The sequence below is a fragment of the Pseudomonas lijiangensis genome (assembly GCF_018968705.1).
Classification (GTDB): domain Bacteria; phylum Pseudomonadota; class Gammaproteobacteria; order Pseudomonadales; family Pseudomonadaceae; genus Aquipseudomonas; species Aquipseudomonas lijiangensis.
In genome coordinates this window covers 520,201-543,734 of the sequence record NZ_CP076668.1, presented here as the reverse complement: position 1 = coordinate 543,734, position 23,534 = coordinate 520,201, and the positions used below count along the sequence as shown (strand labels likewise).

The following is a 23,534-nucleotide window of genomic DNA, read 5'->3' as shown; positions in this document are numbered from 1 at the left end:
GCCATGTCGCCCATGGATAAGGTTCACTCCGCGCCCGCCTCCACACTCGCCCCTTAACAGCCATGAATAAACTCACCGGCATGAGCGACCCCCAATCGCCTTGCGTGCAGCGCTGCAAAGAACCGTATTAGCCACATTCGCAGGCCGCCAACGATGCGGTCATGAGGGAATCTGAACAATGGACATCACCGCAACCCTGAGCCTTGGCGACCCGCTGGAACCTGCACGCAAGGCCACTGCCCAGATGCTGCAGAACCGCGAGCGCACCTATTCGCTGCCGCAGCCTTTCTACAGTGATGACCGGCTGTTTGAAATCGACATGCAGGAAATCTTTCACAAGGAATGGCTGATTGCGGGCATGACCTGCGAAATCCCGGCCAAGGGCAACTACCTGACACTGCAGATCGGCAAGAACCCGATCCTCGTCGTCCGCGCCCCGGATGGCAGCGTGAATGCTTTCCACAACGTCTGCCGCCATCGAGGCTCGCGCCTGTGCACCGGCGAGAAAGGCAAGGTCGCCAAGCTGGTCTGCCCTTACCACCAGTGGACCTACGAGCTGGACGGACGCCTGCTGTACGCGGGCACCGAGATGGGCGACGACTTCGACATGAAGAACTTCAGCCTCAAGCCCGTGAACGTCAAAACCGCAGGCGGCTATATCTTCATCAGCCTGGCGGAGAATCCACCTGCCATCGATGAGTTCCTGGCCACGCTCAAGCACTACATGGAACCCTACGACATGGAAAACACCAAGGTGGCGGTGCAAACCACCTTGATGGAAAAAGCCAACTGGAAGCTGGTGATCGAGAACAACCGCGAGTGCTACCACTGCAACGGCTCACACCCGGAGCTGTTGAAAACCCTGCTGGAATGGGACGACGTCACCGACCCGCGTGCCGATCAGACCTTCAAGGACCATGTGGCCGCCTCCGCCGCTGCCTGGGACGCCGAGAAGATTCCCTACGCACACGCCAGCTTCGGCCTGCGCAACCGCATCGTGCGCATGCCGCTGCTCAAGGGCACTGTGTCGATGACCATGGATGGCAAGGTCGGCTGCAAGAAACTCATGGGCCGTATCCAGAACCCGGACCTGGGCTCGATGCGCATCCTGCACCTGCCTCACTCCTGGAACCACTGCATGGGCGATCACATCATCGTCTTCACGGTATGGCCGATCAGCGCGCAGGAAACCATGGTCACGACCAAGTGGATCGTGCACAAGGATGCCGTGGAAGGCGTCGATTACGACGTTGAGCGCATGCGTCAGGTGTGGGACGCCACCAACGATCAGGACCGTCGTCTGGCCGAGGAAAACCAGCGCGGTATCAACTCCAGCGCCTACCAGCCAGGCCCGTACTCCAAGACCTATGAGTTCGGTGTGGTCAACTTCATCGACTGGTACAGCTCGCGGGTACTGGAAAACCTCGGGGCAGAACCTGCGCCCTACCTCAAAGGTGTAGCGGTCAACCACGAATGACCCTGCGGGGGTTGGATGTTGATCAAAAAACATCCAACCCCCTCATACACCAAGCCTGCCGCCCTCTCCCGCACACAACAAACAACTTATCCACAGAGCAGCCCACAGCAATTGTGGGAAAGTCGATTTTTTCGCTCTCAAAAAACCTGAAAAAACCGTGACTTACTGATTGCCTCCATTGCGGGACATACTGTTCATTTTTTGATCAAACCTTTGAAAGCCTTGTATTAATTGGCCTTCAAGGGATCACGAACACCTTATCCACAGAAGCGCCAACAGACTTTGGGGGCAACTTCGGGTTTGTGAGTCACTCACTGTGGAAAACTGCTCCAGGCGTGATACAGCAAGGCTTTACAGCGGCATTTATAGCCATTGACGATCAATTGATTATTTTTTATACGAAACCTTGTAAGCCACGTTTTATATGGGCTACAGGAGATCACGAACAACTTGTCCACAGAGAGGCCAACAGAGTTTGTGGGCAATTGAGCAAGGAGATGAGAAGCAGTGGATTGTTTATCCACATGGAAAAGCCAGTAAAAACCGCAAGTTAGGTTGATCATTTTTCAACCAGAGGCCTGTAAGGCACGGTTTACATGGGGTTCAGAAACCCGCGAACACGTTATCCACAGGTGGGCGCACAGGGAATGTGCACAACTCCACCTGTGGGAGCGAATTCATTCGCGAATGAATTCGCTCCCACAGAATTGAGGGGTTTTATCGAATGACGCCTTCTTCCACCAGCAACTTGAGGATCGCCGCGGCCCCCTCTTGCGGGCTGACGCCCTTGAGAACTTGCCCGGTGCCGCCGCTGGCCTTGGCGGTTGCGGCTTTCATGCGGTCGGCGCCGCTCTTGGCCTTGATCACTTTCAGGCGTTTGGGGCGGGGTTTGGCAGGTTGCAGGCCATGGGCTGTGAGTAACTCATCCTCCACCACTTCCACCTGCTCCACACCCAAGGCCCCACGCTGTGCAGGACCGTAAGCGCTCTGGCGTGGTTTTGGCGCTGCGTTATCCACAGTGGCCAGAAACGGCAGGCGAACCTTGAGGCGACGTCGCTGGCCTCGCGGCAAGGCTTGCAGGACAAGGGCCACGCCGTTATCCAGAGACTCCACCTGGGCCAGCCCCACCACCAGCGGCCAGCCCAGCCTTTCCGCCAGCAGAAACGGCAGCATGCCCGAGCCTTCGCCGGTTTCAGCCTGGCTGCCGGTGAGCACGATCTGCACCGCTGAATCACGGATGTAATCGGTCAGCGCAGGCAGTGCATCGGCGCCTTCAGGCTGCTCCAGCACCTGCAGTTCGTCCAGACCCATGCCCATATAAGCTCGCAGTGCAGGCTCCTGGGCATTGCCGGCGTGCAGCACCTGCAAGTTATCCCCAGCCAGTTGCAAACCCAGTTCCACGGCGCGGGCATCCTGCTCGGCGCGGCGGGCGCGTCCCGAGGTCGGGTGAGCGCCGATGGACACCAGACTCATGACCTGCAACGAGGCCTTGTTCAATGACGCATTATCCACAGATGAACTCCCGCGCTCAGGCCGCATCACGTTTTGCCTCGTTGCGATAAGCCTCGACCGCATCGATCAAGGCCTGGAGGATGGCTGCGCTTTCACCGATCACCGACAGGTCGGCGCGTTTGATCATGTCGCAGCTGGCATCCAGGTTGACCGCCACCACCTTGTCGCAAGCGCCGATGCCTTGCAGGTGCTGGATCGCACCGGAGATACCCACAGCCACATACACACGTGCTGTGACCCAGGTGCCGCTGGCACCCACCTGACGGTCCCGGCTCATGAAACCATCGTCCACCGCCACCCGCGACGCACCTTCGGTCGCGCCCAGAGCCGCTGCCGTGCGATGGAACAAGTCCCAGTCCTTGACGCCATTACCGCCCGATAAGATGAATTCCGCTTCGGCCATGGGGATAACTGCAGGATCCACGGCCACCGCGCCAAGGTCTTCGATGCGTGCCAGACTGCGCGCAACACTTGTGGATAACTCCACCGGCAACGCTTCATGGCGCGTTTCACTGACCGGCTCGGCGCATTCGGCAGCCGCCAGAATCAGACGCGCCAACGGACGAGCGAGGTCTTCACGCCCCGCTCCCGCACGCCCGATGCACTGTTCATCCTTGACCTGCCAGACACGAGTCGCCGGACGTTCGCCCAGGCTGGCAGCGAAACGCCGACCCAGTTCGCCACCGCCGCTGCGGCTGTCCGGCAGCAGCCAGTGCCGTGGGTTGAACTGGTTATCCACAGCCCGCAGCCCTTGCACACGCTGCTCCGGTGAATAACCGCTGAACTCATCACCTTCAAGAACCAACAGGCGGTCGACACCCGCCGTCTCGAAAGTGCTTTCCTTGTGTTCGCCAAATACCACAGCCAATACAGCCCCAGCGCTGCCCGCCAGTTGATGGGCAAGCCCCAGCAGGTCCCGGTCATGACTGCTCAGGCGGCCACCGACCATGTCCGGCACCACGGTGATGTAAAACGCAGGCTCCGGCACTTGATGCAGCGGCAGGCTGATTTCGGCAGCTGCGGAGCGTTTGACCGTCCCGCCCTGCTGCGCACCACTGCGGTCGATACGCTTGATGCCATTGGGGCCGATGAAGCCCAGACCGTGCACGTTCTTGCGCATGAGGCCGTTGGGGCCCATCCAACTGGTCTGTGCGGGCTGCATCGCGGCATGCAAAGGGTGCAGACGGTTACGTGCGATCCATTCGGCACGGGGGTCGCGGCGGATAATGTCGCTCATCAATGCACCTCCGCTGGTTCACGTCTTACAGGCTCTGACTTGCTGACTACCGGCTCTTCAATCAAGGCGTCGGCCACCAGCTCGGCAATGTCCTTGATCATCGGTCGTGGCTCGACCACGCCTTCAAGCATCGCCGTGCATTGTGGACAACCGACTGCCACCAGTTCGGCACCGGTTTCGCGGATGTCTTCCATACGCATGTCGGGAATCCGCTGCTTGCCGGGAATATCGGTAATGGGCGCGCCGCCACCGCCACCACAGCAGCGGGAACGGAAGCCCGAGCGCTGCATTTCCTTGATCTCGATACCCAGGGCGCGCAATACCTCGCGCGGCGCTTCGTACTCGCCGTTGTAACGGCCCAGATAGCACGGATCGTGATACGTCACGCTGGAACCTTTGTGTTGCCCGAGCTTGAGCGTGCCGCACTGAAGCAGTTCAGCCATGTAAGTACTGTGATGCTGCACGAGGTAGTCACCACCCAGGGCGCCGTACTCGTTTTTCAGCACATGAAAGCTATGGGGGTCGCAGGTGACGATGCGCTTGAAGCTGTATCTGGACAGCGTCTGGATGTTGCGCCTGGCCAGCATCTGGAAAGTCGCTTCATCGCCCAGGCGACGGGCCACATCGCCGCTGTCGCGCTCTTCAAGACCCAGCACGGCAAAGTCGACCTTCGCGGCTTTCAGGACTTTGACGAACGCCCGCAACGTGCGCTGGTTACGCATATCGAAAGCGCCATCACCTACCCAGAACAGCACATCGGTTGTTTTCTTTTCGCTGAGCAGGCTGAGGTTCAAATCCGCCGCCCAGTTCATCCGACCGCCCGGCGCAAAACCGCCAGGGTTGTCGGTGGCAATCAGGTTATCCAGCACTTCGGCGCCCTTGTTAGGGGTCGCGCCTTTTTCCAGGGTCAGGTGGCGGCGCATGTCGACGATGGCGTCCACGTGCTCGATCATCATCGGGCACTCTTCCACGCATGCCCGGCAAGTGGTGCAGGACCACAGGGTTTCCGCGTCCACCAGTCCGTTGACGATGGGCTGATGCGGATTGCCACCATGTTCGCCGATGGGCTTGCCCTTGCCGTCGAGGGATGGATAAGGGCTGCCTGCGAATTTGGCATCGGTGCCGCCAGCGAGGCCGACCACCATGTCCTGAATCAGCTTCTTGGGGTTCAAGGGCTGGCCGGCAGCGAACGCCGGACAAGCGGCTTCGCATTTGCCGCACTGCACACAGGCGTCAAAACCCAGCAACTGGTTCCAGGTGAAATCTTCGGGCTTTTCCACACCCAGCGGCGCGCTTGGGTCAGTAAGGTCCAGCGGCTTCAAACCGGTGGAACGACCACCACCGAAGCGCTCGGCACGTCGGTGCCAGGCCAGGTGCAGGGCGCCAGCGAAGGCGTGCTTCATCGGCCCGCCCCAGGTCATGCCGAAAAACAGTTCGCTGACGCCCCACAGCACGCCAACGCCCAGAATCACGGCCAGCAGCCAACCACCGAAGTTCTCGGGAAGAATTCCCGCAACCGGCAAGGTCACCAGAAAGAAGCTGACGGAAAACGCCATCAGGCTTTTCGGCAAGCGCATCCAAGGGCCTTTGGACAGGCGCGATGGCGGATTGAGACGACGACGAAAGACAAACACCGCCCCCACGAACATCACCGCCGACATCAGCAGCAGCGCATAGCCCAGGAAGCGGTTATGCAGACCGAAGCCATGCACCAGAATCGCCAGCACGATAGACGCCACCGCACCACCTGCCGTGGCGACGTGGGTATTGGCGATGTATTTGTCCCGGGCGACGACATGGTGCAGATCGACCATGTAACGCTTGGGCATGGCCAGCAGCCCGCCCAGCAGATCGACCTTGGAGGCTCGACCATTGCGCCACATTTTTACCCGCCGCAAAGCACCCAGCACCGCAAGGGCCAGGGCTGTGAATAGCAGGAGGGGAAGAAGGGTGTTCAACATCGGAATCACCTCGGGCGAGGTGCAAGCCATAAGCTGCAAGCCACAAGTAAAAGCACAGCAGATCGGCTGTCTTCTCTTGCTGCTTGCAGCTTATAGCTTGCAGCTTTCCTCAAAAATCCTTACACAGCCGCAATCCGTCATAGATCGCCGCATGGGTATTACGCTGGGCCACGCAGTCGCCGATGCGGAACAGCAGGTAGCCATCCCCCGGTTGGCTCAGCGAAGGTTGCGGCTGGATGGCGAACAGGGCGTCGATGTCGATCTGGCCTTTGTTGCGCGAACCTTCCTTGAGCCCGTAATAGAGCTCTTCGTCCGGACGCACGCCGTTTTCGACGACGATCTGGTCAACCACCCGCTCCTCCTTGGCACCGGTGTATTCGTTCTCCAGGACGGCAACCAGCTTGTCGCCTTCGCGGTAGACCTTTTCCAGCATCATGTCCCCGGTCATGATCACTTCCTTGGGGTACATGCTGCGGTAGTAGGTCGGGAACGAGGTGCCACCAATGGCGACGCCGGGTTTGATGTCGTCGGTGACGATCTCGACCTGCGAGCCCTTGTCGGCCAGGAAGTCGGCCACGGACATGCCGGTGAATTCGCAGATGGTGTCGTAGACCAGCACGTTCTTGCCCGGCGCAACCTTGCCGTCCAGCACGTCCCAGCTACTGACCACCAGCCCTTCGGCCGCGCCCCAGTGATCGTTCTGTTCCAGGAACGGATGACCGCCCACTGCCAGCACCACGATGTCCGGGCGCAGGTCGAGAATGGTCGCCGGATCGGCAGCCGTCCCCAGGCGCAGATCGACCTTCAGACGCGCCAGTTCCAGTTGGTACCAGCGAGTGATACCGGCAATCTGGTCACGTTGCGGTGCCTTGGAGGCGGTGGTGATTTGGCCGCCGATGAATTCCTTTTTCTCGAACAGCGTCACGTCGTGGCCGCGCTCGGCAGACACGCGAGCGGCTTCCATACCCGCAGGACCTGCACCGACAATCACCACCTTGCGTTTCGGCCCGGTGGACTTCTCGATGATGTGCGGCACGCCCATGTATTCGCGAGACGTGGCGGCATTCTGGATGCACAGCACATCCAGCCCCTGATACTGGCGGTCGATGCAGTAGTTGGCGCCCACGCACTGCTTGATCTGGTCAACCTGGCCCATCTTGATCTTGGCAATCAGGTGCGGGTCGGCGATGTGGGCACGGGTCATGCCGACCATATCCACATAGCCGCCTTCCAGAATCCGCGTGGCCTGATTCGGGTCCTTGATGTTCTGCGCGTGCAGTACCGGTGCCTTGACCACTTCCTTGATACCGGCCGCCAGATGCAGGAACGGCTCCGGTGGATAACTCATGTTGGGGATAACGTTGGCCAGGGTGTTGTGCGTGTCGCAACCCGAGCCCACGACGCCGATGAAATCGATCATGCCGGTGGCATCGTAATACTTGGCAATTTCCTTCATGTCCTCATGGCTCAGGCCATCAGGATGGAATTCGTCGCCGCAGATACGGATACCCACGCAGAAATCAGGCCCCACTTCCTTACGCACGGCCTTGATCACTTCCAGGCCAAAACGCATGCGATTCTCGAAACTGCCGCCCCACTCGTCGGTGCGCTTGTTGACCCGCGGGCTCCAGAACTGGTCGATCATGTGCTGGTGCACCGCGGACAGCTCGACACCGTCCAGACCACCGGCCTTGGCACGGGCCGCAGCGCTGGCGTAGTTGCCGATCACCCGCCAGATCTCTTCCGGCTCGATGGTCTTGCAGGTCGCACGGTGGACCGGTTCACGAATGCCGGACGGCGACATGAGGGTCGGCCAGTGCTCGCCATCCCAACGGGAACGACGGCCCATGTGGGTAATCTGGATCATGATCTTGGCGCCGTGCTTGTGCATGGCGTCGGCAAGGTTCTGGAAGTGCGGAATGATCTTGTCAGTGGCCAGGTTGACCGACTTCCACCAGCCCTGGGGACTGTCGATGGCGACACTGGAGGAACCACCGCAGATCGCCAGGCCGATGCCGCCCTTGGCCTTCTCTTCGTAGTACTTCACATAACGGTCGGTGGTCATCCCGCCATCGGTGGCATAGACCTCGGCGTGAGCGGTACTCAGGACACGGTTGCGGATCGTCAGTTTGCCGATCTGGATCGGCTGGAACATTGCTTCGAAAGCCATAACACGATCCTCGACTTACAACGGTTTGACGACAAACAGACCGTCGTCATGACCTTCTTCGGAGCCACCGTAAACCTGTTCGGCAACGGTGCGGATCGGGCTGCCGCTGGCCGCCAGGATCTGATCCATTGCACCGGCGAACCAGCCGGTGAACATGTAATCGACCTTGCGCCCGACCTTGCCGTACACATACACGAACGCCGAGTGCTCGAGCTTGACGCTGGCAGTGCCTTTTTCCAGATCGATATCCTGAATCTTGAACAGCCCCCAGCCACGCTGGGACAAGCGATTCATGTAGTGCTCGAACACCGCAACGCCTTCGATGCCATGGCATTCGGCTTCTTTCTCGCACCAATGCCAGGCGGACTTGTAGCCGGCCTTGTAGAGAATTTCGGCGTAGGCCTCGGCACCCAGCACTTCTTCAATGCCCATGTGGTTATTGACGAAGAAATGGCGCGGCACATAGAGCATCGGCAATGCATCGGAGGTCCAGACGCCTGTTTCGCTGTCGACTTCGATAGGCAGTTGCGGGGCGATTTTAGCCATGGGGTCAAACTCCAGAAATTCGGGTTACGCCCACTGCGCGCAGGGCAGCGGGGTTATCAATTCAAAGGGGGCGTCGCGTAGAAAGTTATTCGCCCCAGACATCCCGGAGCACGTTGACCCAGTTCTCGCCCATGATCTTGCGCACGACGCGCTCGGAATGGCCGCGCTTGAGCAGGGTTTCGGTCAGGTTCGGGAATTCGCCCACGGTGCGGATGCCCAGCGGGTTGATGATCTTGCCGAAGCTGGTCAGCCGACGGGCATAACCCTTGTCATGGGTCAGGTACTCGAAGAAGTCCTGGCCATGGCCCTGGGTGAAGTCGGTGCCGATGCCGATGGCGTCCTCACCGACGATGTTCATGGTGTATTCGATGGCTTCGGCGTAATCGTCGATGGTCGACTCAATGCCTTTGGCCAGGAACGGCGCAAACATGGTCACCCCGACAAAACCGCCGTGATCGGCGATGAACTTCAGTTCTGCATCGGACTTGTTGCGCGGGTGCTCCTTGAGGCCGGACGGCAGGCAGTGGGAGTAGCAGACCGGTTTCTTCGATTCGAGGATGACTTCTTCGGAAGTCTTGGAGCCCACATGGGACAGGTCGCACATGACGCCCACGCGGTTCATCTCGGCCACGATCTCGCGCCCGAAGCCCGACAGGCCGCCGTCGCGCTCGTAGCAGCCGGTGCCCACCAGATTCTGGGTGTTGTAGCACATCTGCACGATGCCAACGCCCAGTTGCTTGAAGATCTCGACGTAGCCGATCTGGTCCTCGTAGGCATGAGCATTCTGGAAGCCGAACAGAATGCCGGTCTTGCCCAGTTCCTTGGCCTTGCGGATATCGGCGGTGGTATGGACCGGCATCACCAGATCGCTGTTCTCGCGCATCAGTTTCTGGCTGGTGCAGATGCTGTTGATGGTGGCCTGGAAACCTTCCCACACCGATACCGTGCAGTTGGCCATGGTCAGGCCACCCTTGCGCATGTCTTCAAACAGCTCGCGATTCCATTTGGCGATAATCAGCCCGTCAATGACGATGCTGTCGGCGTGCAGTTCGGCTGGGCTCATCAGGCTGTCCCCTTTTTAGGTACTTGCGCGCCGAATCGGCTGTCGGCGCTATTGGGGTCAGCATATGCCGGAGGGTCCGGCGAGCCGGGTGCAAAAACGACAGAGGGTTTGCCGAAAGCGTCAAGATGCGACAAAGGGCCATGAGACGCTCTCGGCATGTGTCGTAAACCTGTTCTTTGCCTCGCGCTTAGGCCAGAATTCAAGGCATCAATGGATCGGAGCCACTCGATGAAAACGATTTTCCTGACACTGGCCCTCATGGCGACCGCCGTGACTGGCGCACAAGCGGCTCAAGATTCGGACAGCACGCCATGCGACGGCGTCGACAGCGACAACCAGACCCTGGAATGCTCGGTCTACAGCCGACACACCGCAGAAGAGCTGCTCAAGGAAAACTTTCAGAACCTGCTCAATCGCGTCCAGTCGCAGTTCGTCGCCAACAAGTCGCAATACAACGACTTCACCAGCAAGCTCAAGACCGCTCAACAGGCCTGGGAAAAGCTGCGCGACGCCGATTGCGCGGTCGAAGTCTTCCCGTCTGCCGCGGGTAGCAAGGCCTACAGCATCAACGAAAACGACTGCATTGCGCGCATGAGCGATGAGCGTTCGGAATATCTGGAATCAATTGCGCAGGAATAACGCCAGCGATGAGATAACCTGTTCCTTTACATGAATCGAAGGCATCAGGCATTTCCATGATTATTTGTGGTGTAGAAATCAAAGGCAGTGAAGCCATCTTCGCCCTGGCCACCCGTCAGAACGGCGGCACCGCGCATGTGCCGCTGGCAACCCGAAAGATCGCCCTGGAGGATGACGACGAAGCTGGCAACGTCAAAGCCTTCGCCACAAAGATCGCAAGCTTTGTGAGGGAAAACGGCATCAGCCATGTCGCGATCAAGAAACGCAGCAAGAAAGGCGAATTCGCCGGTGGCCCCACCACCTTCAAGATCGAAACCGTCTTCCAGCTCCTGGCCGACTGCGACGTGATCCTTGTGTCACCGCAAACCATCAATGCCCAGAACAGAAAACACGACTTCGCCCTGCCCGATACGTTGAACAAGTATCAGCATGAGGCCTATAAAGCGGCATGTGCCAGCCTCATGAAGTAGGAATCGGGCGGCGCTCCGCTTATTCGCGAGACATCATTGAAGACGACAGATTTTCTTTGAATGTACGGGCCTCTCGCGAATGAATTCGCTCCCTCTTTATTTGCTGAGCAAACCGTAGGAGCGGATTTATCCGCGAAGATAAGCGGAGCGCCACCCGATTCGCGCCCACAAAAAAACCCGCATCTCTGCGGGTTTTTCATTACCGGATCAACACTCAGTTGATCTTGGCATCCAGCTCGCCCTTGGCGTAACGCTCGAACATGCGATCCAGGGAGATCGGCTTGATCTTCGAGGCGTTGCCAGCGGTGCCGAAGGCTTCGTAGCGGGCGATGCAGACATCGCGCATGGCGACGACGGTCTTGGCCAGGTATTTGCGCGGGTCGAACTCGCTGCGGTTCTTGGCCATGAACTCACGGATGGCGCCAGTAGAGGCCAGACGCAGGTCGGTGTCGATGTTGACCTTGCGCACGCCGTACTTGATGCCTTCAACGATTTCTTCGACCGGCACACCGTAGGTTTCTTTGATGTCGCCGCCGTATTCGTTGATGATCTTCAGCCATTCCTGAGGAACGGACGAAGAACCGTGCATCACCAGGTGGGTGTTGGGAATGCGTTTGTGGATCTCTTTGATGCGCTCGATCGCCAGGATGTCGCCGGTAGGCGGCTTGGTGAACTTGTAGGCGCCGTGGCTGGTGCCGATGGCGATTGCCAGGGCATCGACCTGGGTTTTCTTGACGAAGTCAGCGGCTTCTTCAGGGTCGGTCAGCATCTGGCTGTGATCCAGGATACCTTCTGCGCCAACGCCGTCTTCTTCACCGGCCATACCGGTTTCCAGAGAGCCCAGAACGCCCAGTTCGCCTTCTACCGACACGCCACAGGCGTGGGCGAAAGCAACGACGCGACGGGTTACGTCGACGTTGTATTCGTAGCTGGCAGGCGTCTTGCCGTCTTCGGCGAGCGAGCCGTCCATCATCACCGAGCTGAAGCCCAGCTGGATCGAACGCTGGCAGATATCAGGGCTGGTGCCGTGGTCCTGGTGCATGACCACCGGGATATGCGGGAATTCTTCGACTGCCGCGAGGATCAGGTGGCGCAGAAACGGGGCACCGGCGTATTTGCGGGCACCGGCCGAAGCCTGGACGATCACCGGGGAATCGGTCTTGTCGGCCGCTTCCATAATGGCGCGCATCTGTTCCAGGTTGTTTACGTTGAAAGCTGGAACGCCGTAGCCGAATTCGGCTGCGTGGTCCAACATCTGGCGCATGCTGATAAGTGCCATTGTCTGTGTGTCTCCCGGTCGGGTCGTTAATCGTGCAAGCCTGCCGTAGTGGCGACTGCTATTCAAGTTATACGCACGGCCACAAGGGCCGTGCAGGTGGTACATCGGCTACGACTTATCTGGCCTTGCAGCCGCGTCCGATCAAATCGTTGGTGGCGTCCCAGTAAATCAGGCCTTCGTCACCCTTGTTGGCAAACGCCAACACATTGTTACTGTAGAGCGTCCCGCTGGCAGCACCAGGCTGGGCCTTGAGCCTGAAAACCTGATCGCTCTGGTTCAGGCGTACATCCACTTCCTTTTTGGCCGAATCGGCAAAACGCCAATGGACCTCGGCCTTGCTGTCACATACCCAGTGGTTCCAGGAATCACTGGACTGAGGCGCCTTTGACGTCGCGCAACCACCGAGCACTGCAAATGCCGCAAGGGCAATCAAGCCTTTCATCACGTCTCCTGGCCTGCCCCGGGAAGCGCGGCCTGTGCCGCTCGCTTCGCTACATCAGGGGCAGTTCTGTTCCTGATTACGATCACTGGCCGGTTCACCCGTGACGTGCGCCTCAACCCGCTGGGTGTTGTCGGTCGTCGGCACATTCACGGAAGCCGGGCTGAATACTTCACAGGTTCGGGCTTTGGAGCCCGGACTGCTGCAACCTGCCAATACAATGCAACTCACAAGAGCCAGGGTGGCGATTTTCATGGCGAAACTCCTTCTCGGAAAAGATCCCACCCTTTAATGACCGCCAAAGCTCGCAGATGTTACCTGCGAGCATTCACCTGACTCAGAGACAGCCCACATCTCCCGTGCGAGGCATGAACTCGTAACGGTCCCAGACCTCCTGACCGCCACGCTTGTAGATCACTGGCACGGTTTCAGCCTGCCAACCGGCCTGATAGCAGCTCAATTGAAGCAGCTGCGCCTGAGGCTCAGGTTCCGCATCGTCAACATCAGGCTTGCTCGCACAACCGGCCAGCACCCCAGCGACAAGCAATAACGGTAACGTCCTGAACATGAACTACTCCCTTCCCTGAACCGGAAAATCAGGCCTTTGCACGCTGTTCAAGCACTTCAACGGCTGGCAGGACCTTGCCTTCGACGAACTCGAGGAACGCGCCACCACCCGTGGAAATGTAGGAAATCTGCTGTGCAACGCCGTACTTGTCGATGGCTGCCAGCGTATCGCCGCCGCCAGCGATGGAGAACGCTGCGCTTTCGGCAATAGCCTTGGCCAGTGTCTTGGTCCCTTCGCCGAACTGATCGAACTCGAACACGCCGACCGGACCGTTCCACAGGATAGTCCCGGAAGATTTCAACAATTGGGCAAACTGTGCAGCGGTCTGCGGGCCGATGTCGAGAATCATGTCGTCATCGGCCACATCGGCGATGAGTTTGACGGTCGCGGCAGCGCTTTCAGCGAATTCCTTGGCAACCACCACGTCCACCGGCAATGGCACGCTGACCTTGGCGGCAATGGCGCGGGCGGTATCCAGCAGGTCCGGCTCGTACAGTGATTTGCCGACCTTGTGACCGGCTGCTGCCAGGAAGGTGTTGGCAATGCCGCCGCCGACGATCAACTGGTCGCAGATTGCGCTCAGGCTGTTGAGTACATCCAGCTTGGTGGACACCTTGGAGCCGGCAACGATGGCCGCCATCGGCTTGGCCGGAGCGCCCAGTGCCTTGCCCAGTGCTTCCAGCTCGGCCGCCAGCAAAGGACCTGCTGCAGCGACCTTGGCAAATTTGGCAACGCCATGGGTCGAGCCTTCGGCGCGGTGAGCAGTGCCGAAAGCGTCCATCACGAAGATGTCGCACAGTGCGGCATATTTCTGCGCCAGCTCGTCAGCGTTCTTCTTCTCACCCTTGTTGAAGCGCACGTTCTCGAACAGCACGACATCGCCAGCCTTGACGTCGACGCCATCGAGGTAATCGGCAACCAGCGGGACTTCACGGCCCAGCGCCTTGCTCAGGTAGTCGGCAACCGGCTTGAGGCTGTTCTCGGCCGAGAACTCGCCTTCGGTCGGACGGCCCAGGTGCGAGCAGACCAGTACGGCAGCACCCTTCTCCAGCGCCAGCTTGATGGTCGGCAGCGAAGCAAGGATTCGGGCATCGCTACTGACAACGCCGTCCTTGATCGGGACGTTGAGGTCTTCGCGAATCAGCACACGCTTACCTTGCAGATCGAGGTCGGTCATCTTCAACACGGTCATGAGGCGTTCCTGTTTTTTACTGTTGTTGATCCGCGACGCGCAAGAAATGGTCCGCAACGTCGAGCATTCGATTGGCAAAACCCCATTCGTTATCGAACCAGGCCAGCAGGTTTACCAGCCGGGGGCCGGAAACTCGGGTCTGACTCGCATCGACAATGGCCGAATGAGGGTCATGGTTGAAATCACAACTGGCATGCGGCAATTCGGTGTATGCCAGCAGGCCTTTGAGCGGGCCGCTGGTGGCGGCCTCACGCAAGATTCGGTTGATTTCCACAGCATCGGTATCACGCGCCGTTTGCAGCGTGATATCCAGGCACGAGACGTTGACCGTCGGTACGCGAACTGCTTTGGCCTGAATTCGGCCCGCAAGTTCCGGCAGGAGCCGCTCGATTCCGCGTGCCAGACCAGTGGAGACCGGAATGATGGACTGGAAAGCCGAGCGCGTACGGCGCAAATCCTCGTGGTGATAAGCATCGATCACCGGCTGATCGTTCATTGCCGAGTGGATCGTGGTGATCGAAATGTATTCAAGGCCCAGCGCATCATCCAGCAGGCGCAGCAACGGCACGCTGCAGTTAGTGGTGCAGGATGCGTTGGAAACCAGGCGCTCGGTGCCGGTCAGCTTCTGCTGGTTGATACCGAACACGATGGTCGCATCCACATCGGATTCGCTGGCCATCGGTTGCGAGAACAGCACCCGCGACGCACCCGCATCGAGAAAGCGCTGGCCATCTTCGCGGGTGTTATAGACGCCTGAACACTCAAGCACCAGATCCGCGCCCAGCGCCACCCAGTCGATACCCTCGGGCGTTGCGCTGCGCAGGACTCTGATCCGGTGATCGTTGATGTGCAGGTATTCCCCATCGACCCGTACATCGCCGGGGAAACGGCCATGAGTGGAATCGAAACGGGTGAGATATTCGAGACTGGCCATATCGGCCAGGTCATTGATCGCGACCACTTCAAAACCTGCCCGCGCACCTCGCTCACAGAGCGCGCGCAAGACGCAACGACCGATCCGGCCATAGCCGTTCAGAGCAACTTTGTAAGGGCGGTGTTGAGGCATGGTGGTCTCGCAAGACAAATCGTACTGCACATAAACCTGTAGGAGCGGATTTATCCGCGAGACGTCATTGAAGGCAATACATTTTCTCTGGATGTAAGGGCCTCTCGCGAATGAATTCGCTCCTACGCAAATTCCTTTTAATTCATGAGCAGGAGCGGATTCATCCGCTCCCGCATCCTTTCTCAGTCTTCCAACAGCTCTTCAGCCGTGCTCAGGATGTTCTCCAGAGTGAAGCCGAACTCTTCGAACAGAGCAGGCGCAGGCGCCGACTCGCCGAAGGTGGTCATGCCGATCACGCGACCTTCCAGACCGACGTACTTGTACCAGTAGTCAGCGTGGGCAGCTTCGATGGCGATACGGGCGCTGACCTGCAACGGCAGAACGGCTTGCTTGTAACCCGGGTCCTGGGCTTCGAAGACGCTGGTGCAAGGCATGGAAACCACGCGCACCTTGCGGCCTTGAGCGGTCAGGGCGTCGTAAGCCTGCACAGCCAGACCGATTTCCGAACCGGTAGCGATCAGGATCAGCTCAGGCTCGCCAGCGCAGTCGCGCAGGACGTAACCACCACGGGCGATATCCGCCAGCTGGGTTTCGTCACGGGTCTGGTGAGGCAGGTTCTGACGGGAGAAGATCAGCGCCGACGGGCCGTCATTACGCTCGATGGCGTATTTCCAGGCCACGGCCGACTCCACGGCATCCGCCGGACGCCAGGTGTCCAGGTTCGGCGTGGTACGCAGGCTGGTCAGTTGCTCGACCGGCTGGTGAGTCGGGCCATCTTCGCCCAGACCGATGGAGTCGTGGGTGAACACATGGATAACGCGCTTCTTCATCAGAGCAGCCATGCGCACTGCGTTACGAGCGTATTCCATGAAGATCAGGAAGGTAGCGCCGTAAGGAACGAAACCGCCGTGCAGGGCGATACCGTTCATCATTGCGGCCTGACCGAACTCGCGCACGCCGTAATGCAGGTAGTTGCCGTTGGCGTCTTCGCCGGTGATGCTCTTGCAGCCTTTCCAGATGGTCAGGTTGGAGCCGGCCAGGTCAGCCGAACCACCCAGGAACTCAGGCAGCAGCGGGCCGAAAGCACCCAGAGCGTTCTGGCTGGCTTTACGGCTGGCGATGGTTTCGCCCTTGGCGTTGACTTCAGCCACATAAGCAGCCGATTTTTCAGCGAAGTCGGCAGGCAGTTCACCGCTCATGCGACGGATGAATTCGTTGGCCAGCTCAGGGAAAGCAGCGGAGTAGGCAGCAAAGCGCTGATCCCATTCGGCTTCGGCAGCCAGGCCTTTTTCTTTCGCATCCCACTGGGCGTAGATATCGGCCGGGATTTCAAAAGGACCGTGGTTCCACTTCAGCGCAGTACGGGTCAGGGCGATTTCATCGGCACCCAGCGGAGCACCGTGGGACTCTTCCTTGCCCTGCTTGTTGGGCGAGCCGAAACCGATGGTGGTCTTGCAGCAGATCAGGGTCGGCTGCTCGCTCTTGCGGGCGGTGTCGATGGCGGTCTTGATTTCGTCGGCATCGTGACCGTCGACATTGCGGATGACCTGCCAGCCGTAGGACTCGAAACGCTTAGGCGTATCGTCGGTGAACCAGCCTTCGACTTCACCGTCGATGGAGATGCCGTTGTCATCGTAGAAGGCGATCAGCTTGCCCAGGCCCAGAGTACCGGCCAGGGAAGCGACTTCGTGGGAAATGCCTTCCATCATGCAGCCATCGCCCATGAACACGTAGGTGTTGTGGTCGACGATGTTGTGGCCTGGGCGGTTGAACTGTGCTGCCAGGGTCTTTTCGGCCACGGCAAAACCGACGGCGTTGGCAAAACCCTGACCCAGCGGGCCGGTGGTGGTTTCGACACCCGGGGTGTAGCCGTATTCCGGGTGACCCGGCGTGCGGCTGTGCAGTTGACGGAAGTTCTTCAGGTCGTCGATGGACAGGTCGTAGCCGGTCAGATGCAGCAACGAGTAAATCAACATCGAGCCGTGGCCGTTGGACAGAATGAAGCGGTCCCGGTCGGCGAAAGAAGGGTTTGCCGGGTTGTGCTTCAGATAGTCGCGCCACAGAACTTCGGCGATATCCGCCATGCCCATGGGGGCACCGGGATGGCCGCTGTTGGCTTTTTGCACGGCATCCATGCTGAGGGCACGAATGGCGTTGGCACGCTCACGACGGCTTGGCATCGCTGATCTCCTGGAGAATGAAGGAATGGGATCGGAAAAAAGGCGACCATTTTCTCTCAGGCACTGCCTGGGAGCAATGAAAGATAGTCGTTGGCAGGTGTTTTTCCTGCCTTGTCGCCTTATTTCCCTTCAGTAATGAAGGTTCGCCCACGGAATAACGTGATGGCCATCACGGACAAAGCCCTCGCCAAGCAATATCAAAACTTTTTGATATTGCTCTTGCAGCCGGAACGGTCGCTAACTAGACTGCGACCCCATGAACCTGTGTGTGCCTGCAATCAGCCATGACGACTGCGACGACCTCTCTGCACTGTGCAAGGCCGGCGGCGACCCTCTGCGGCTGAATGTATTGCGCGCCCTGGCCAACGATTCGTTTGGCGTACTGGAGCTGGCGCAGATCTTTGCCATCGGCCAGTCGGGCATGAGTCATCACCTGAAAGTGCTGGCACAGGCCTCTCTGGTAGCGACACGCCGGGAAGGCAACGCGATCTTTTACCGTCGCGCCCTGCCCCACACTCAGTTGACCGGCGGCAGGCTGCACGCGGCCCTGCTCGATGAAGTGGATGTCCTGACCCTCCCCGAGGATGTCAGCCTGCGCATCGACCTTGTGCACCGCCAGCGCGCCCAGGCCAGTCAGGATTTCTTTGCCCGCACGGCAGAAAAGTTTCGCGCCCAGCAGGATCTGATCGCCGGCCTTGCCCAATACCGCGACAGCCTGTTGAGCCTGCTGGACAAACTGAGCTTCAACGCTCAGGCAACAGCACTGGAAGTCGGCCCCGGCGACGGAGGCTTTCTACCTGAGCTGGCCAGGCGCTTTGCCCATGTCACAGCCATGGACAACAGCCCGGCGATGCTGGAACTGGCCCGCGACGTCTGCGAGCGCGAGAAGCTGGATAACGTCGAGCTGGTACTGGCCGACGCCCTTACGGGCACTAAAATAAGCGCCGACTGTGTCGTTCTGAACATGGTGCTTCATCATTTCGCCGCACCGGCCGAAGCCTTGAGGCAACTGGCCGAGCGATTGCAACCCGGCGGTAGCCTGCTGGTAACAGAGTTGTGTAGTCATGACCAGAGCTGGGCCAGGGAGGCCTGTGGCGATCTTTGGTTAGGTTTCGAACAGGATGATCTGGCCCGTTGGGCCATCGCTGCGGGGCTAGTTCCCGGGGAAAGCCTGTATGTAGGCTTACGTAATGGTTTCCAGATCCAGGTTCGCCACTTTCAGCGACCGGCTGGCAACACTCACCATCGGTAAAATTCAGGAAACCCGTAGAGATGAGCGAATACTCACTTTTCACCTCCGAGTCCGTGTCCGAAGGACACCCAGACAAGATCGCCGACCAGATTTCCGACGCGGTTCTTGACGCCATCATTGCCCAGGACAAACACGCTCGCGTAGCGGTGGAAACCCTGGTCAAGACTGGTGTTGCAATCGTTGCTGGCGAAGTCACCACCAGTGCCTGGGTCGACCTCGAGCAGATCGTTCGTGACGTGATCAGCGACATTGGCTACACCAGCTCCGACGTCGGCTTCGACGGCGCTACCTGCGGCGTGATGAACATCATCGGCAAGCAGTCTCCTGACATCAACCAGGGTGTTGACCGTGCCAAGCCTGAAGATCAGGGCGCCGGTGACCAGGGCCTGATGTTCGGCTATGCCAGCAACGAAACGGCCGAACTGATGCCAGCGCCAATCGCGTTCTCGCACCAGTTGGTGAAGCGCCAGGCCGAAGCCCGCAAGTCCGGCCTGCTGCCCTGGCTGCGCCCGGATGCAAAATCCCAGGTCACTTGCCGCTATGAAGACGGCAAGGTCGTCGGCATCGACGCCATCGTTCTGTCGACCCAGCACAACCCTGAAGTTTCCTACAACGATCTGCGCGAAGGCGTGATGGAACTGATCGTCAAGCACGTGCTGCCAGCCGAGCTGCTGCACAAGGACACCCAGTTCCACATCAACCCGACCGGCCAGTTCATCATTGGCGGCCCGGTAGGTGACTGCGGTCTGACCGGTCGCAAGATCATCGTCGACAGCTACGGCGGCATGGCTCGCCACGGCGGCGGCGCGTTCTCCGGCAAGGATCCATCGAAGGTTGACCGTTCCGCTGCCTACGCTGGCCGCTACGTTGCCAAGAACATTGTTGCGGCCGGTCTGGCCGAGCGTTGCGAGATCCAGGTTTCCTACGCCATCGGCGTCGCTCAACCGACTTCGATCTCCCTGAACACCTTCGGCACCGGCAAGATCAGCGATGACAAGATCATCAAGCTGGTTCGCGACATCTTCGACCTGCGTCCATACGCAATCACCACGATGCTCGACCTGCTGCACCCGATGTACCAGGAAACTGCAGCCTACGGCCACTTCGGTCGCACGCCGCAAACCAAGACCGTGGGTGACGACACCTTCACCACGTTCACCTGGGAAAAAACCGACCGCGCCGACGCACTGCGCAAGGCTGCCGGTCTGTAATACGCTTTAACGCTTCAACACAAAGCCCCGGACGATTGGCTCGTCCGGGGCTTTGTCGTTTCAAGTCCGCCTCTGACGACGCGACGTGACGATATATTTTCTTGCACCCGAAACTTAGCCTGGAACATCCAGTCTGTATAAGTAATGGCGTAACGCCATATTCGTATAAATTTAAAAGGGTGAAAAAGGCCACCCTGTTAACTCGAACCTTAACGAGGTGTCCCAAAAACAAGCCATTGATATTTCCCCGCCACCAACCACTCAATCACTCTCGCCGTATCGAGTGAGGCTGATGACTTTGCCCCGTTATTCCTGCACTTATTGTAAGGAACATCATGAAACTCAAGGCTATTCTGTTGGGCTCCATTCTGCTCGCCTCACCGCTGCATCAAGCTTTTGCCGATACGTGCAGCGCCAACATCTTTGGCGGTTATGACTGCCGTTATGACAATGGAACAACTTCAACGAGCAGGGCAAATATCTTCGGCGGGCAAGACACACAATACAGTGATGGCAGAAGTTCAAATAGCCGATCCAACATCTTTGGCGGACAAGACACACAAAACAATGATGGCAGCAGTTCAAACAGCCGCGCGAACATCCTCGGTGGACAAGACACACAATATAGCGACGGTAGTAGCTCAACCAGCCGCTCAAATATCTTCGGCGGGCAAGACACACAAAACAATGATGGCAGCAGCTCAACCAGCCGTTCCAACATCTTTGGCGGGCAGGATACAAACCATCAGAAATAACCGGCCCTCAAGCCCGCCGCGACACCAATAACACCGAAGCTGCTCCCGCAAGCAACCCGGCGCAGGCGCGATTGAACAAGCGCTTGCCGCTGGGCCGGGCAAACAGTCGGCGGGCATGCACGCCCATGTAGCCGTACAGACTGATAGCCACACACTCCAAAGCTATAAAGAGCCCGCCCAATATCGCGAACTGGCTGGTTACATTGCCCGTATGTTCGATGAACTGCGGCAAGAAAGCCGTAAACAACAGAATCGCCTTGGGATTACCGATGGCCACCAGAAACTCCTGGCGCGCCAGGCTCCATGCATTTGCCGAGACAGCACTCATATCGCCCTGATCCTGGGGACTGGCTCGCCACAACTGCACCGCCAGATAAAACAGATAGGCCGCGCCGACAACCTTGATCACATGGAACAGCCACTCGGACGTATGCAGCACTGCCGCAAGTCCCACAGCAGCCAGCGAGATCATGATCACAAAGGCCAATAAGCGCCCAATGCCACCGACACAAGACCGGACAAACCCGTAGCGCGTCGCGTTGCTGATGGATAGCAGATTGTTCGGGCCGGGCGCCATGTTGAGGGCGAAACAGGCAGGAATGAAAACCGCGAGGGTCGATAGATCCATGAGGCACCCGATCGATAGTTGAACTGAATGCTTATTCTGCATGCTCGCAGTAAAGACTAAAGACACAGCTGTTCACAGAATTCGCCCTCATCTGTACCCGCTGAAAAACCCGGTAATCACCTGATTCCTCGCGACAGCGAAGAACGTCTAGCCTCAAAGCCACTCCCTCAAGCAAGGATGCTTCGATGTTGAACGCTGTACGTCTGGTGGGCTGCGCAGCCCTGATTCTCATAGCCTCGGCGGTTTCCGCCAGCCCATGTCCCGACTGGTCGCCTGCCAGAGCTCACAACGAGATTCTGTCTTTGCAGCAGCAAATCGCCCAATGGGACGACAGCTATCACCGGGAAGGCGTCTCCCTGATAGAAGATGAAATTTATGATCAGTCCCGCCAGCGACTGAGTGTCCTGCGCTCCTGCTTCGCCTCGGGCACCTCCGAAGACAACCCTCTGAAAACCGCCAGAGGGCCACTTCCTCACCCTGTTCCCCATACCGGCGTGACCAAGCTGGCAGACGAGCGGGCTGTGCAGGCCTGGCTGAAAGGTCGCAAGGACGTGTGGATACAGCCCAAGGTCGATGGCGTAGCGGTCTCGCTGGTGTATGAGAACGGCAGGCTGAGCAAGGCCATCAGTCGTGGCGACAGTGTCAACGGCCAGGACTGGACACATCAGGCACAACTCATATCCGCCATTCCCAAACAATTGCCGCAGCCTGATTCCATGGTTCTGCAAGGAGAACTGTACTGGCGCCAGACCGCGCATGTGCAGGCCACGGCTGGCAGCATCAATGCCCGCAGCAAGGTTGCCGGGTGGATGGCTCGGCAAGACCTGAGCACCACCGAGGCTCAACAGATCGGCTTGTTCGTCTGGGACTGGCCCACCGGGCCGGCAACCCTGCAAGAACGAATCGCAGGCCTGAAAGCCATAGGGTTCGATGACAGCGCCGCCTACACCCAGCCGCTGGAAAGCTTTGAGCAGGCCAGAGACTGGCGGGATTACTGGTATCGCAATGCACTGCCCTTTGCCACTGACGGCATCATCATGCGGCAGGGTGAACGTCCACCCGCCCAACGCTGGCAAGCCAAGGCACCGTACTGGATAGCAGCCTGGAAATACCCCTACGCCCAGGTGCTGGCAGAAGTGCGCAAGGTCAACTTCACTATCGGACGCAGTGGCAGGATCACCCCGGTGCTGGAGCTGAGCCCTGTGCGACTGGATGACCGGACCATCAGCAGGCTCAGCGTCGGTTCACTGCAACGCTGGCAGACACTGGATATCCGCCCCGGCGATCAGGTTTCCCTGAGCCTTGCAGGCCTTACCATTCCCCGCCTGGACAAGGTGGTTTCACGCAATAGCGAAAGAATTGTGCTGACGGTTCCACAACAAAGCGATTTTCATGGTCTGAGTTGCTGGCAGCCGACACCTGGATGTGAAAGTCAGTTCCGGGCCAGACTCGCCTGGCTCAGCGGCAAGAAGGGTCTGGCATTGCCTGGGGTTGGACCGGGAACATGGGACAGACTGATCGAAGCCGGCCAGATCAACGGCCTGCTCGACTGGATGACCCTAGATCGTGCGCAGCTTGCTAAAATTCCGGGCTTTGCAGAACGCAGCAGCACCAGACTGCTCGACAGCCTGCAGGTCGCTCGCGAAAGGCCGTTTCAGACCTGGCTTGTCGCTATCGGCCTTCCACCGGCAGGCAGGTTGAAGCCGGATATGGAATGGCACGAGCTGGCTGCAAGGAGTGTCGAACAATGGCAGAGCGAACCGGGTATAGGCCCAGGAAGGGCCGCACGACTCTGGCAGTTTTTTCAGGACCCGCAGGTGCAGGCATTGCGCGAGCAGCTACGGGAGCAAGGTATCGCAGGTTTTTAATATTTTTTTCATCGCCCGCGC

Annotated in this window: 21 protein-coding genes; 7 read left to right on the top strand and 14 right to left on the bottom strand. The window is 58.9% G+C overall.

The genetic code is table 11. The features are described from left to right. The first annotated feature begins 178 nt into the window (after nucleotides 1-178). The gene (gene gbcA / locus KQP88_RS02450) at nucleotides 179-1,477 is read left to right on the top strand and encodes a glycine-betaine demethylase subunit GbcA (RefSeq protein WP_025258239.1); all 1,299 of its coding nucleotides are present in this window, start codon (nucleotides 179-181) and stop codon (nucleotides 1,475-1,477) included. Between the two features lie 717 nt (nucleotides 1,478-2,194). Here gbcA and etfB read toward each other — a convergent pair. The 6 genes from etfB to KQP88_RS02420 form a co-directional block, all read right to left on the bottom strand. Beyond that, entirely contained in the window at nucleotides 2,195-3,016 is an 822-nt protein-coding gene (gene etfB, locus KQP88_RS02445) for an electron transfer flavoprotein subunit beta (protein WP_216705871.1), read from the bottom strand. Continuing rightward, nucleotides 3,006-4,226, bottom strand: a complete 1,221-nt coding sequence (etfA, locus tag KQP88_RS02440; RefSeq protein WP_216704754.1) for an electron transfer flavoprotein subunit alpha — start codon at nucleotides 4,224-4,226, stop codon at nucleotides 3,006-3,008. The genes etfB and etfA overlap by 11 nt, the downstream gene beginning before the upstream one ends. Continuing rightward, complete coding sequence (gene dgcB, locus KQP88_RS02435; protein WP_216704753.1) at nucleotides 4,226-6,187, bottom strand: (Fe-S)-binding protein; 1,962 nt, start codon at nucleotides 6,185-6,187, stop codon at nucleotides 4,226-4,228. The genes etfA and dgcB overlap by 1 nt, the downstream gene beginning before the upstream one ends. 109 nt (nucleotides 6,188-6,296) lie before the next feature. Then, nucleotides 6,297-8,357: an NADH:flavin oxidoreductase gene (gene dgcA, locus KQP88_RS02430; protein WP_216704752.1), complete on the bottom strand. Its 2,061-nt coding sequence runs from the start codon at nucleotides 8,355-8,357 to the stop codon at nucleotides 6,297-6,299. A 15-nt stretch (nucleotides 8,358-8,372) separates the two neighbouring features. Next, the gene (locus KQP88_RS02425; RefSeq protein ID WP_216704751.1) at nucleotides 8,373-8,903 is read right to left on the bottom strand and encodes a 4-vinyl reductase; all 531 of its coding nucleotides are present in this window, start codon (nucleotides 8,901-8,903) and stop codon (nucleotides 8,373-8,375) included. 85 nt (nucleotides 8,904-8,988) lie between these two features. Continuing rightward, entirely contained in the window at nucleotides 8,989-9,966 is a 978-nt protein-coding gene (locus KQP88_RS02420) for a dipeptidase (protein ID WP_025258233.1), read from the bottom strand. Nucleotides 9,967-10,194: 228 nt separating this feature from the next. Between KQP88_RS02420 and KQP88_RS02415 the strand changes: the two genes are divergently transcribed. Next, the gene (locus KQP88_RS02415; RefSeq protein ID WP_095067252.1) at nucleotides 10,195-10,605 is read left to right on the top strand and encodes a lysozyme inhibitor LprI family protein; all 411 of its coding nucleotides are present in this window, start codon (nucleotides 10,195-10,197) and stop codon (nucleotides 10,603-10,605) included. A 56-nt stretch (nucleotides 10,606-10,661) separates the two neighbouring features. Further along, nucleotides 10,662-11,075 carry a DUF3010 family protein gene (locus KQP88_RS02410; RefSeq protein WP_095067253.1) on the top strand — a complete coding sequence of 138 codons (414 nt, stop codon included), beginning with the start codon at nucleotides 10,662-10,664 and terminating at the stop codon, nucleotides 11,073-11,075. Nucleotides 11,076-11,289: 214 nt separating this feature from the next. Here the strand turns inward: KQP88_RS02410 and fba are convergent, their stop codons facing one another. The 7 genes from fba to tkt form a co-directional block, all read right to left on the bottom strand. Beyond that, nucleotides 11,290-12,354: a class II fructose-bisphosphate aldolase gene (gene fba, locus KQP88_RS02405; RefSeq protein WP_025258230.1), complete on the bottom strand. Its 1,065-nt coding sequence runs from the start codon at nucleotides 12,352-12,354 to the stop codon at nucleotides 11,290-11,292. A 115-nt stretch (nucleotides 12,355-12,469) separates the two neighbouring features. Next, on the bottom strand, nucleotides 12,470-12,796 hold the full coding sequence (locus tag KQP88_RS02400; protein WP_095067254.1) for an MliC family protein: 327 nt from the start codon (nucleotides 12,794-12,796) through the stop codon (nucleotides 12,470-12,472). Nucleotides 12,797-12,850: 54 nt separating this feature from the next. Beyond that, nucleotides 12,851-13,048, bottom strand: a complete 198-nt coding sequence (locus KQP88_RS02395) for a hypothetical protein (RefSeq protein ID WP_095067255.1) — start codon at nucleotides 13,046-13,048, stop codon at nucleotides 12,851-12,853. Nucleotides 13,049-13,130: 82 nt separating this feature from the next. Continuing rightward, a complete protein-coding gene (locus KQP88_RS02390) occupies nucleotides 13,131-13,361 on the bottom strand; it encodes a putative periplasmic lipoprotein (RefSeq protein WP_095067256.1) in 231 nt (76 codons plus the stop codon). A 28-nt stretch (nucleotides 13,362-13,389) separates the two neighbouring features. Beyond that, nucleotides 13,390-14,553: a phosphoglycerate kinase gene (locus KQP88_RS02385; protein WP_025258226.1), complete on the bottom strand. Its 1,164-nt coding sequence runs from the start codon at nucleotides 14,551-14,553 to the stop codon at nucleotides 13,390-13,392. Between the two features lie 16 nt (nucleotides 14,554-14,569). Beyond that, nucleotides 14,570-15,619 carry an erythrose-4-phosphate dehydrogenase gene (gene epd, locus KQP88_RS02380; RefSeq protein WP_216704750.1) on the bottom strand — a complete coding sequence of 350 codons (1,050 nt, stop codon included), beginning with the start codon at nucleotides 15,617-15,619 and terminating at the stop codon, nucleotides 14,570-14,572. Nucleotides 15,620-15,801: 182 nt separating this feature from the next. Further along, the gene (tkt, locus tag KQP88_RS02375; protein WP_216704749.1) at nucleotides 15,802-17,799 is read right to left on the bottom strand and encodes a transketolase; all 1,998 of its coding nucleotides are present in this window, start codon (nucleotides 17,797-17,799) and stop codon (nucleotides 15,802-15,804) included. Between the two features lie 256 nt (nucleotides 17,800-18,055). Between tkt and KQP88_RS02370 the strand changes: the two genes are divergently transcribed. The 3 genes from KQP88_RS02370 (at nucleotide 18,056) to KQP88_RS02360 (ending at nucleotide 21,017) form a co-directional block, all read left to right on the top strand. Further along, nucleotides 18,056-19,051: an ArsR/SmtB family transcription factor gene (locus KQP88_RS02370; RefSeq protein WP_200993896.1), complete on the top strand. Its 996-nt coding sequence runs from the start codon at nucleotides 18,056-18,058 to the stop codon at nucleotides 19,049-19,051. Between the two features lie 20 nt (nucleotides 19,052-19,071). Next, nucleotides 19,072-20,262, top strand: a complete 1,191-nt coding sequence (metK, locus tag KQP88_RS02365; RefSeq protein ID WP_025258222.1) for a methionine adenosyltransferase — start codon at nucleotides 19,072-19,074, stop codon at nucleotides 20,260-20,262. A 335-nt stretch (nucleotides 20,263-20,597) separates the two neighbouring features. Continuing rightward, a complete protein-coding gene (locus KQP88_RS02360; RefSeq protein WP_216704748.1) occupies nucleotides 20,598-21,017 on the top strand; it encodes a hypothetical protein in 420 nt (139 codons plus the stop codon). Between the two features lie 7 nt (nucleotides 21,018-21,024). Here the strand turns inward: KQP88_RS02360 and KQP88_RS02355 are convergent, their stop codons facing one another. Continuing rightward, entirely contained in the window at nucleotides 21,025-21,645 is a 621-nt protein-coding gene (locus tag KQP88_RS02355) for a LysE family translocator (RefSeq protein ID WP_216705870.1), read from the bottom strand. A gap of 185 nt (nucleotides 21,646-21,830) precedes the next feature. On the opposite strand from KQP88_RS02355, the gene ligB reads away from it, so the two are divergent. After that, the gene (gene ligB / locus KQP88_RS02350; protein ID WP_216704747.1) at nucleotides 21,831-23,513 is read left to right on the top strand and encodes an NAD-dependent DNA ligase LigB; all 1,683 of its coding nucleotides are present in this window, start codon (nucleotides 21,831-21,833) and stop codon (nucleotides 23,511-23,513) included. Nucleotides 23,514-23,534: the final 21 nt, after the last annotated feature.

What these genes read in the sequence shown, in the direction of transcription:
- tkt (WP_216704749.1), bottom strand. Translation starts at nt 17,799, where the DNA reads ATGCCAAGCCGTCGTGAGCGTGCCAACGCCATTCGTGCCCTCAGCATG.
- KQP88_RS02385 (WP_025258226.1), bottom strand. Translation starts at nt 14,553, where the DNA reads ATGACCGTGTTGAAGATGACCGACCTCGATCTGCAAGGTAAGCGTGTG.
- KQP88_RS02355 (WP_216705870.1), bottom strand. Translation starts at nt 21,645, where the DNA reads ATGGATCTATCGACCCTCGCGGTTTTCATTCCTGCCTGTTTCGCCCTC.
- KQP88_RS02360 (WP_216704748.1), top strand. Translation starts at nt 20,598, where the DNA reads ATGAAACTCAAGGCTATTCTGTTGGGCTCCATTCTGCTCGCCTCACCG.
- KQP88_RS02420 (WP_025258233.1), bottom strand. Translation starts at nt 9,966, where the DNA reads ATGAGCCCAGCCGAACTGCACGCCGACAGCATCGTCATTGACGGGCTG.
- dgcA (WP_216704752.1), bottom strand. Translation starts at nt 8,357, where the DNA reads ATGGCTTTCGAAGCAATGTTCCAGCCGATCCAGATCGGCAAACTGACG.
- KQP88_RS02390 (WP_095067256.1), bottom strand. Translation starts at nt 13,361, where the DNA reads ATGTTCAGGACGTTACCGTTATTGCTTGTCGCTGGGGTGCTGGCCGGT.
- ligB (WP_216704747.1), top strand. Translation starts at nt 21,831, where the DNA reads ATGTTGAACGCTGTACGTCTGGTGGGCTGCGCAGCCCTGATTCTCATA.
- epd (WP_216704750.1), bottom strand. Translation starts at nt 15,619, where the DNA reads ATGCCTCAACACCGCCCTTACAAAGTTGCTCTGAACGGCTATGGCCGG.
- etfA (WP_216704754.1), bottom strand. Translation starts at nt 4,226, where the DNA reads ATGAGCGACATTATCCGCCGCGACCCCCGTGCCGAATGGATCGCACGT.
- dgcB (WP_216704753.1), bottom strand. Translation starts at nt 6,187, where the DNA reads ATGTTGAACACCCTTCTTCCCCTCCTGCTATTCACAGCCCTGGCCCTT.
- gbcA (WP_025258239.1), top strand. Translation starts at nt 179, where the DNA reads ATGGACATCACCGCAACCCTGAGCCTTGGCGACCCGCTGGAACCTGCA.
- KQP88_RS02395 (WP_095067255.1), bottom strand. Translation starts at nt 13,048, where the DNA reads ATGAAAATCGCCACCCTGGCTCTTGTGAGTTGCATTGTATTGGCAGGT.
- KQP88_RS02415 (WP_095067252.1), top strand. Translation starts at nt 10,195, where the DNA reads ATGAAAACGATTTTCCTGACACTGGCCCTCATGGCGACCGCCGTGACT.
- KQP88_RS02410 (WP_095067253.1), top strand. Translation starts at nt 10,662, where the DNA reads ATGATTATTTGTGGTGTAGAAATCAAAGGCAGTGAAGCCATCTTCGCC.
- KQP88_RS02370 (WP_200993896.1), top strand. Translation starts at nt 18,056, where the DNA reads ATGAACCTGTGTGTGCCTGCAATCAGCCATGACGACTGCGACGACCTC.
- KQP88_RS02425 (WP_216704751.1), bottom strand. Translation starts at nt 8,903, where the DNA reads ATGGCTAAAATCGCCCCGCAACTGCCTATCGAAGTCGACAGCGAAACA.
- KQP88_RS02400 (WP_095067254.1), bottom strand. Translation starts at nt 12,796, where the DNA reads ATGAAAGGCTTGATTGCCCTTGCGGCATTTGCAGTGCTCGGTGGTTGC.
- etfB (WP_216705871.1), bottom strand. Translation starts at nt 3,016, where the DNA reads ATGCGGCCTGAGCGCGGGAGTTCATCTGTGGATAATGCGTCATTGAAC.
- metK (WP_025258222.1), top strand. Translation starts at nt 19,072, where the DNA reads ATGAGCGAATACTCACTTTTCACCTCCGAGTCCGTGTCCGAAGGACAC.
- fba (WP_025258230.1), bottom strand. Translation starts at nt 12,354, where the DNA reads ATGGCACTTATCAGCATGCGCCAGATGTTGGACCACGCAGCCGAATTC.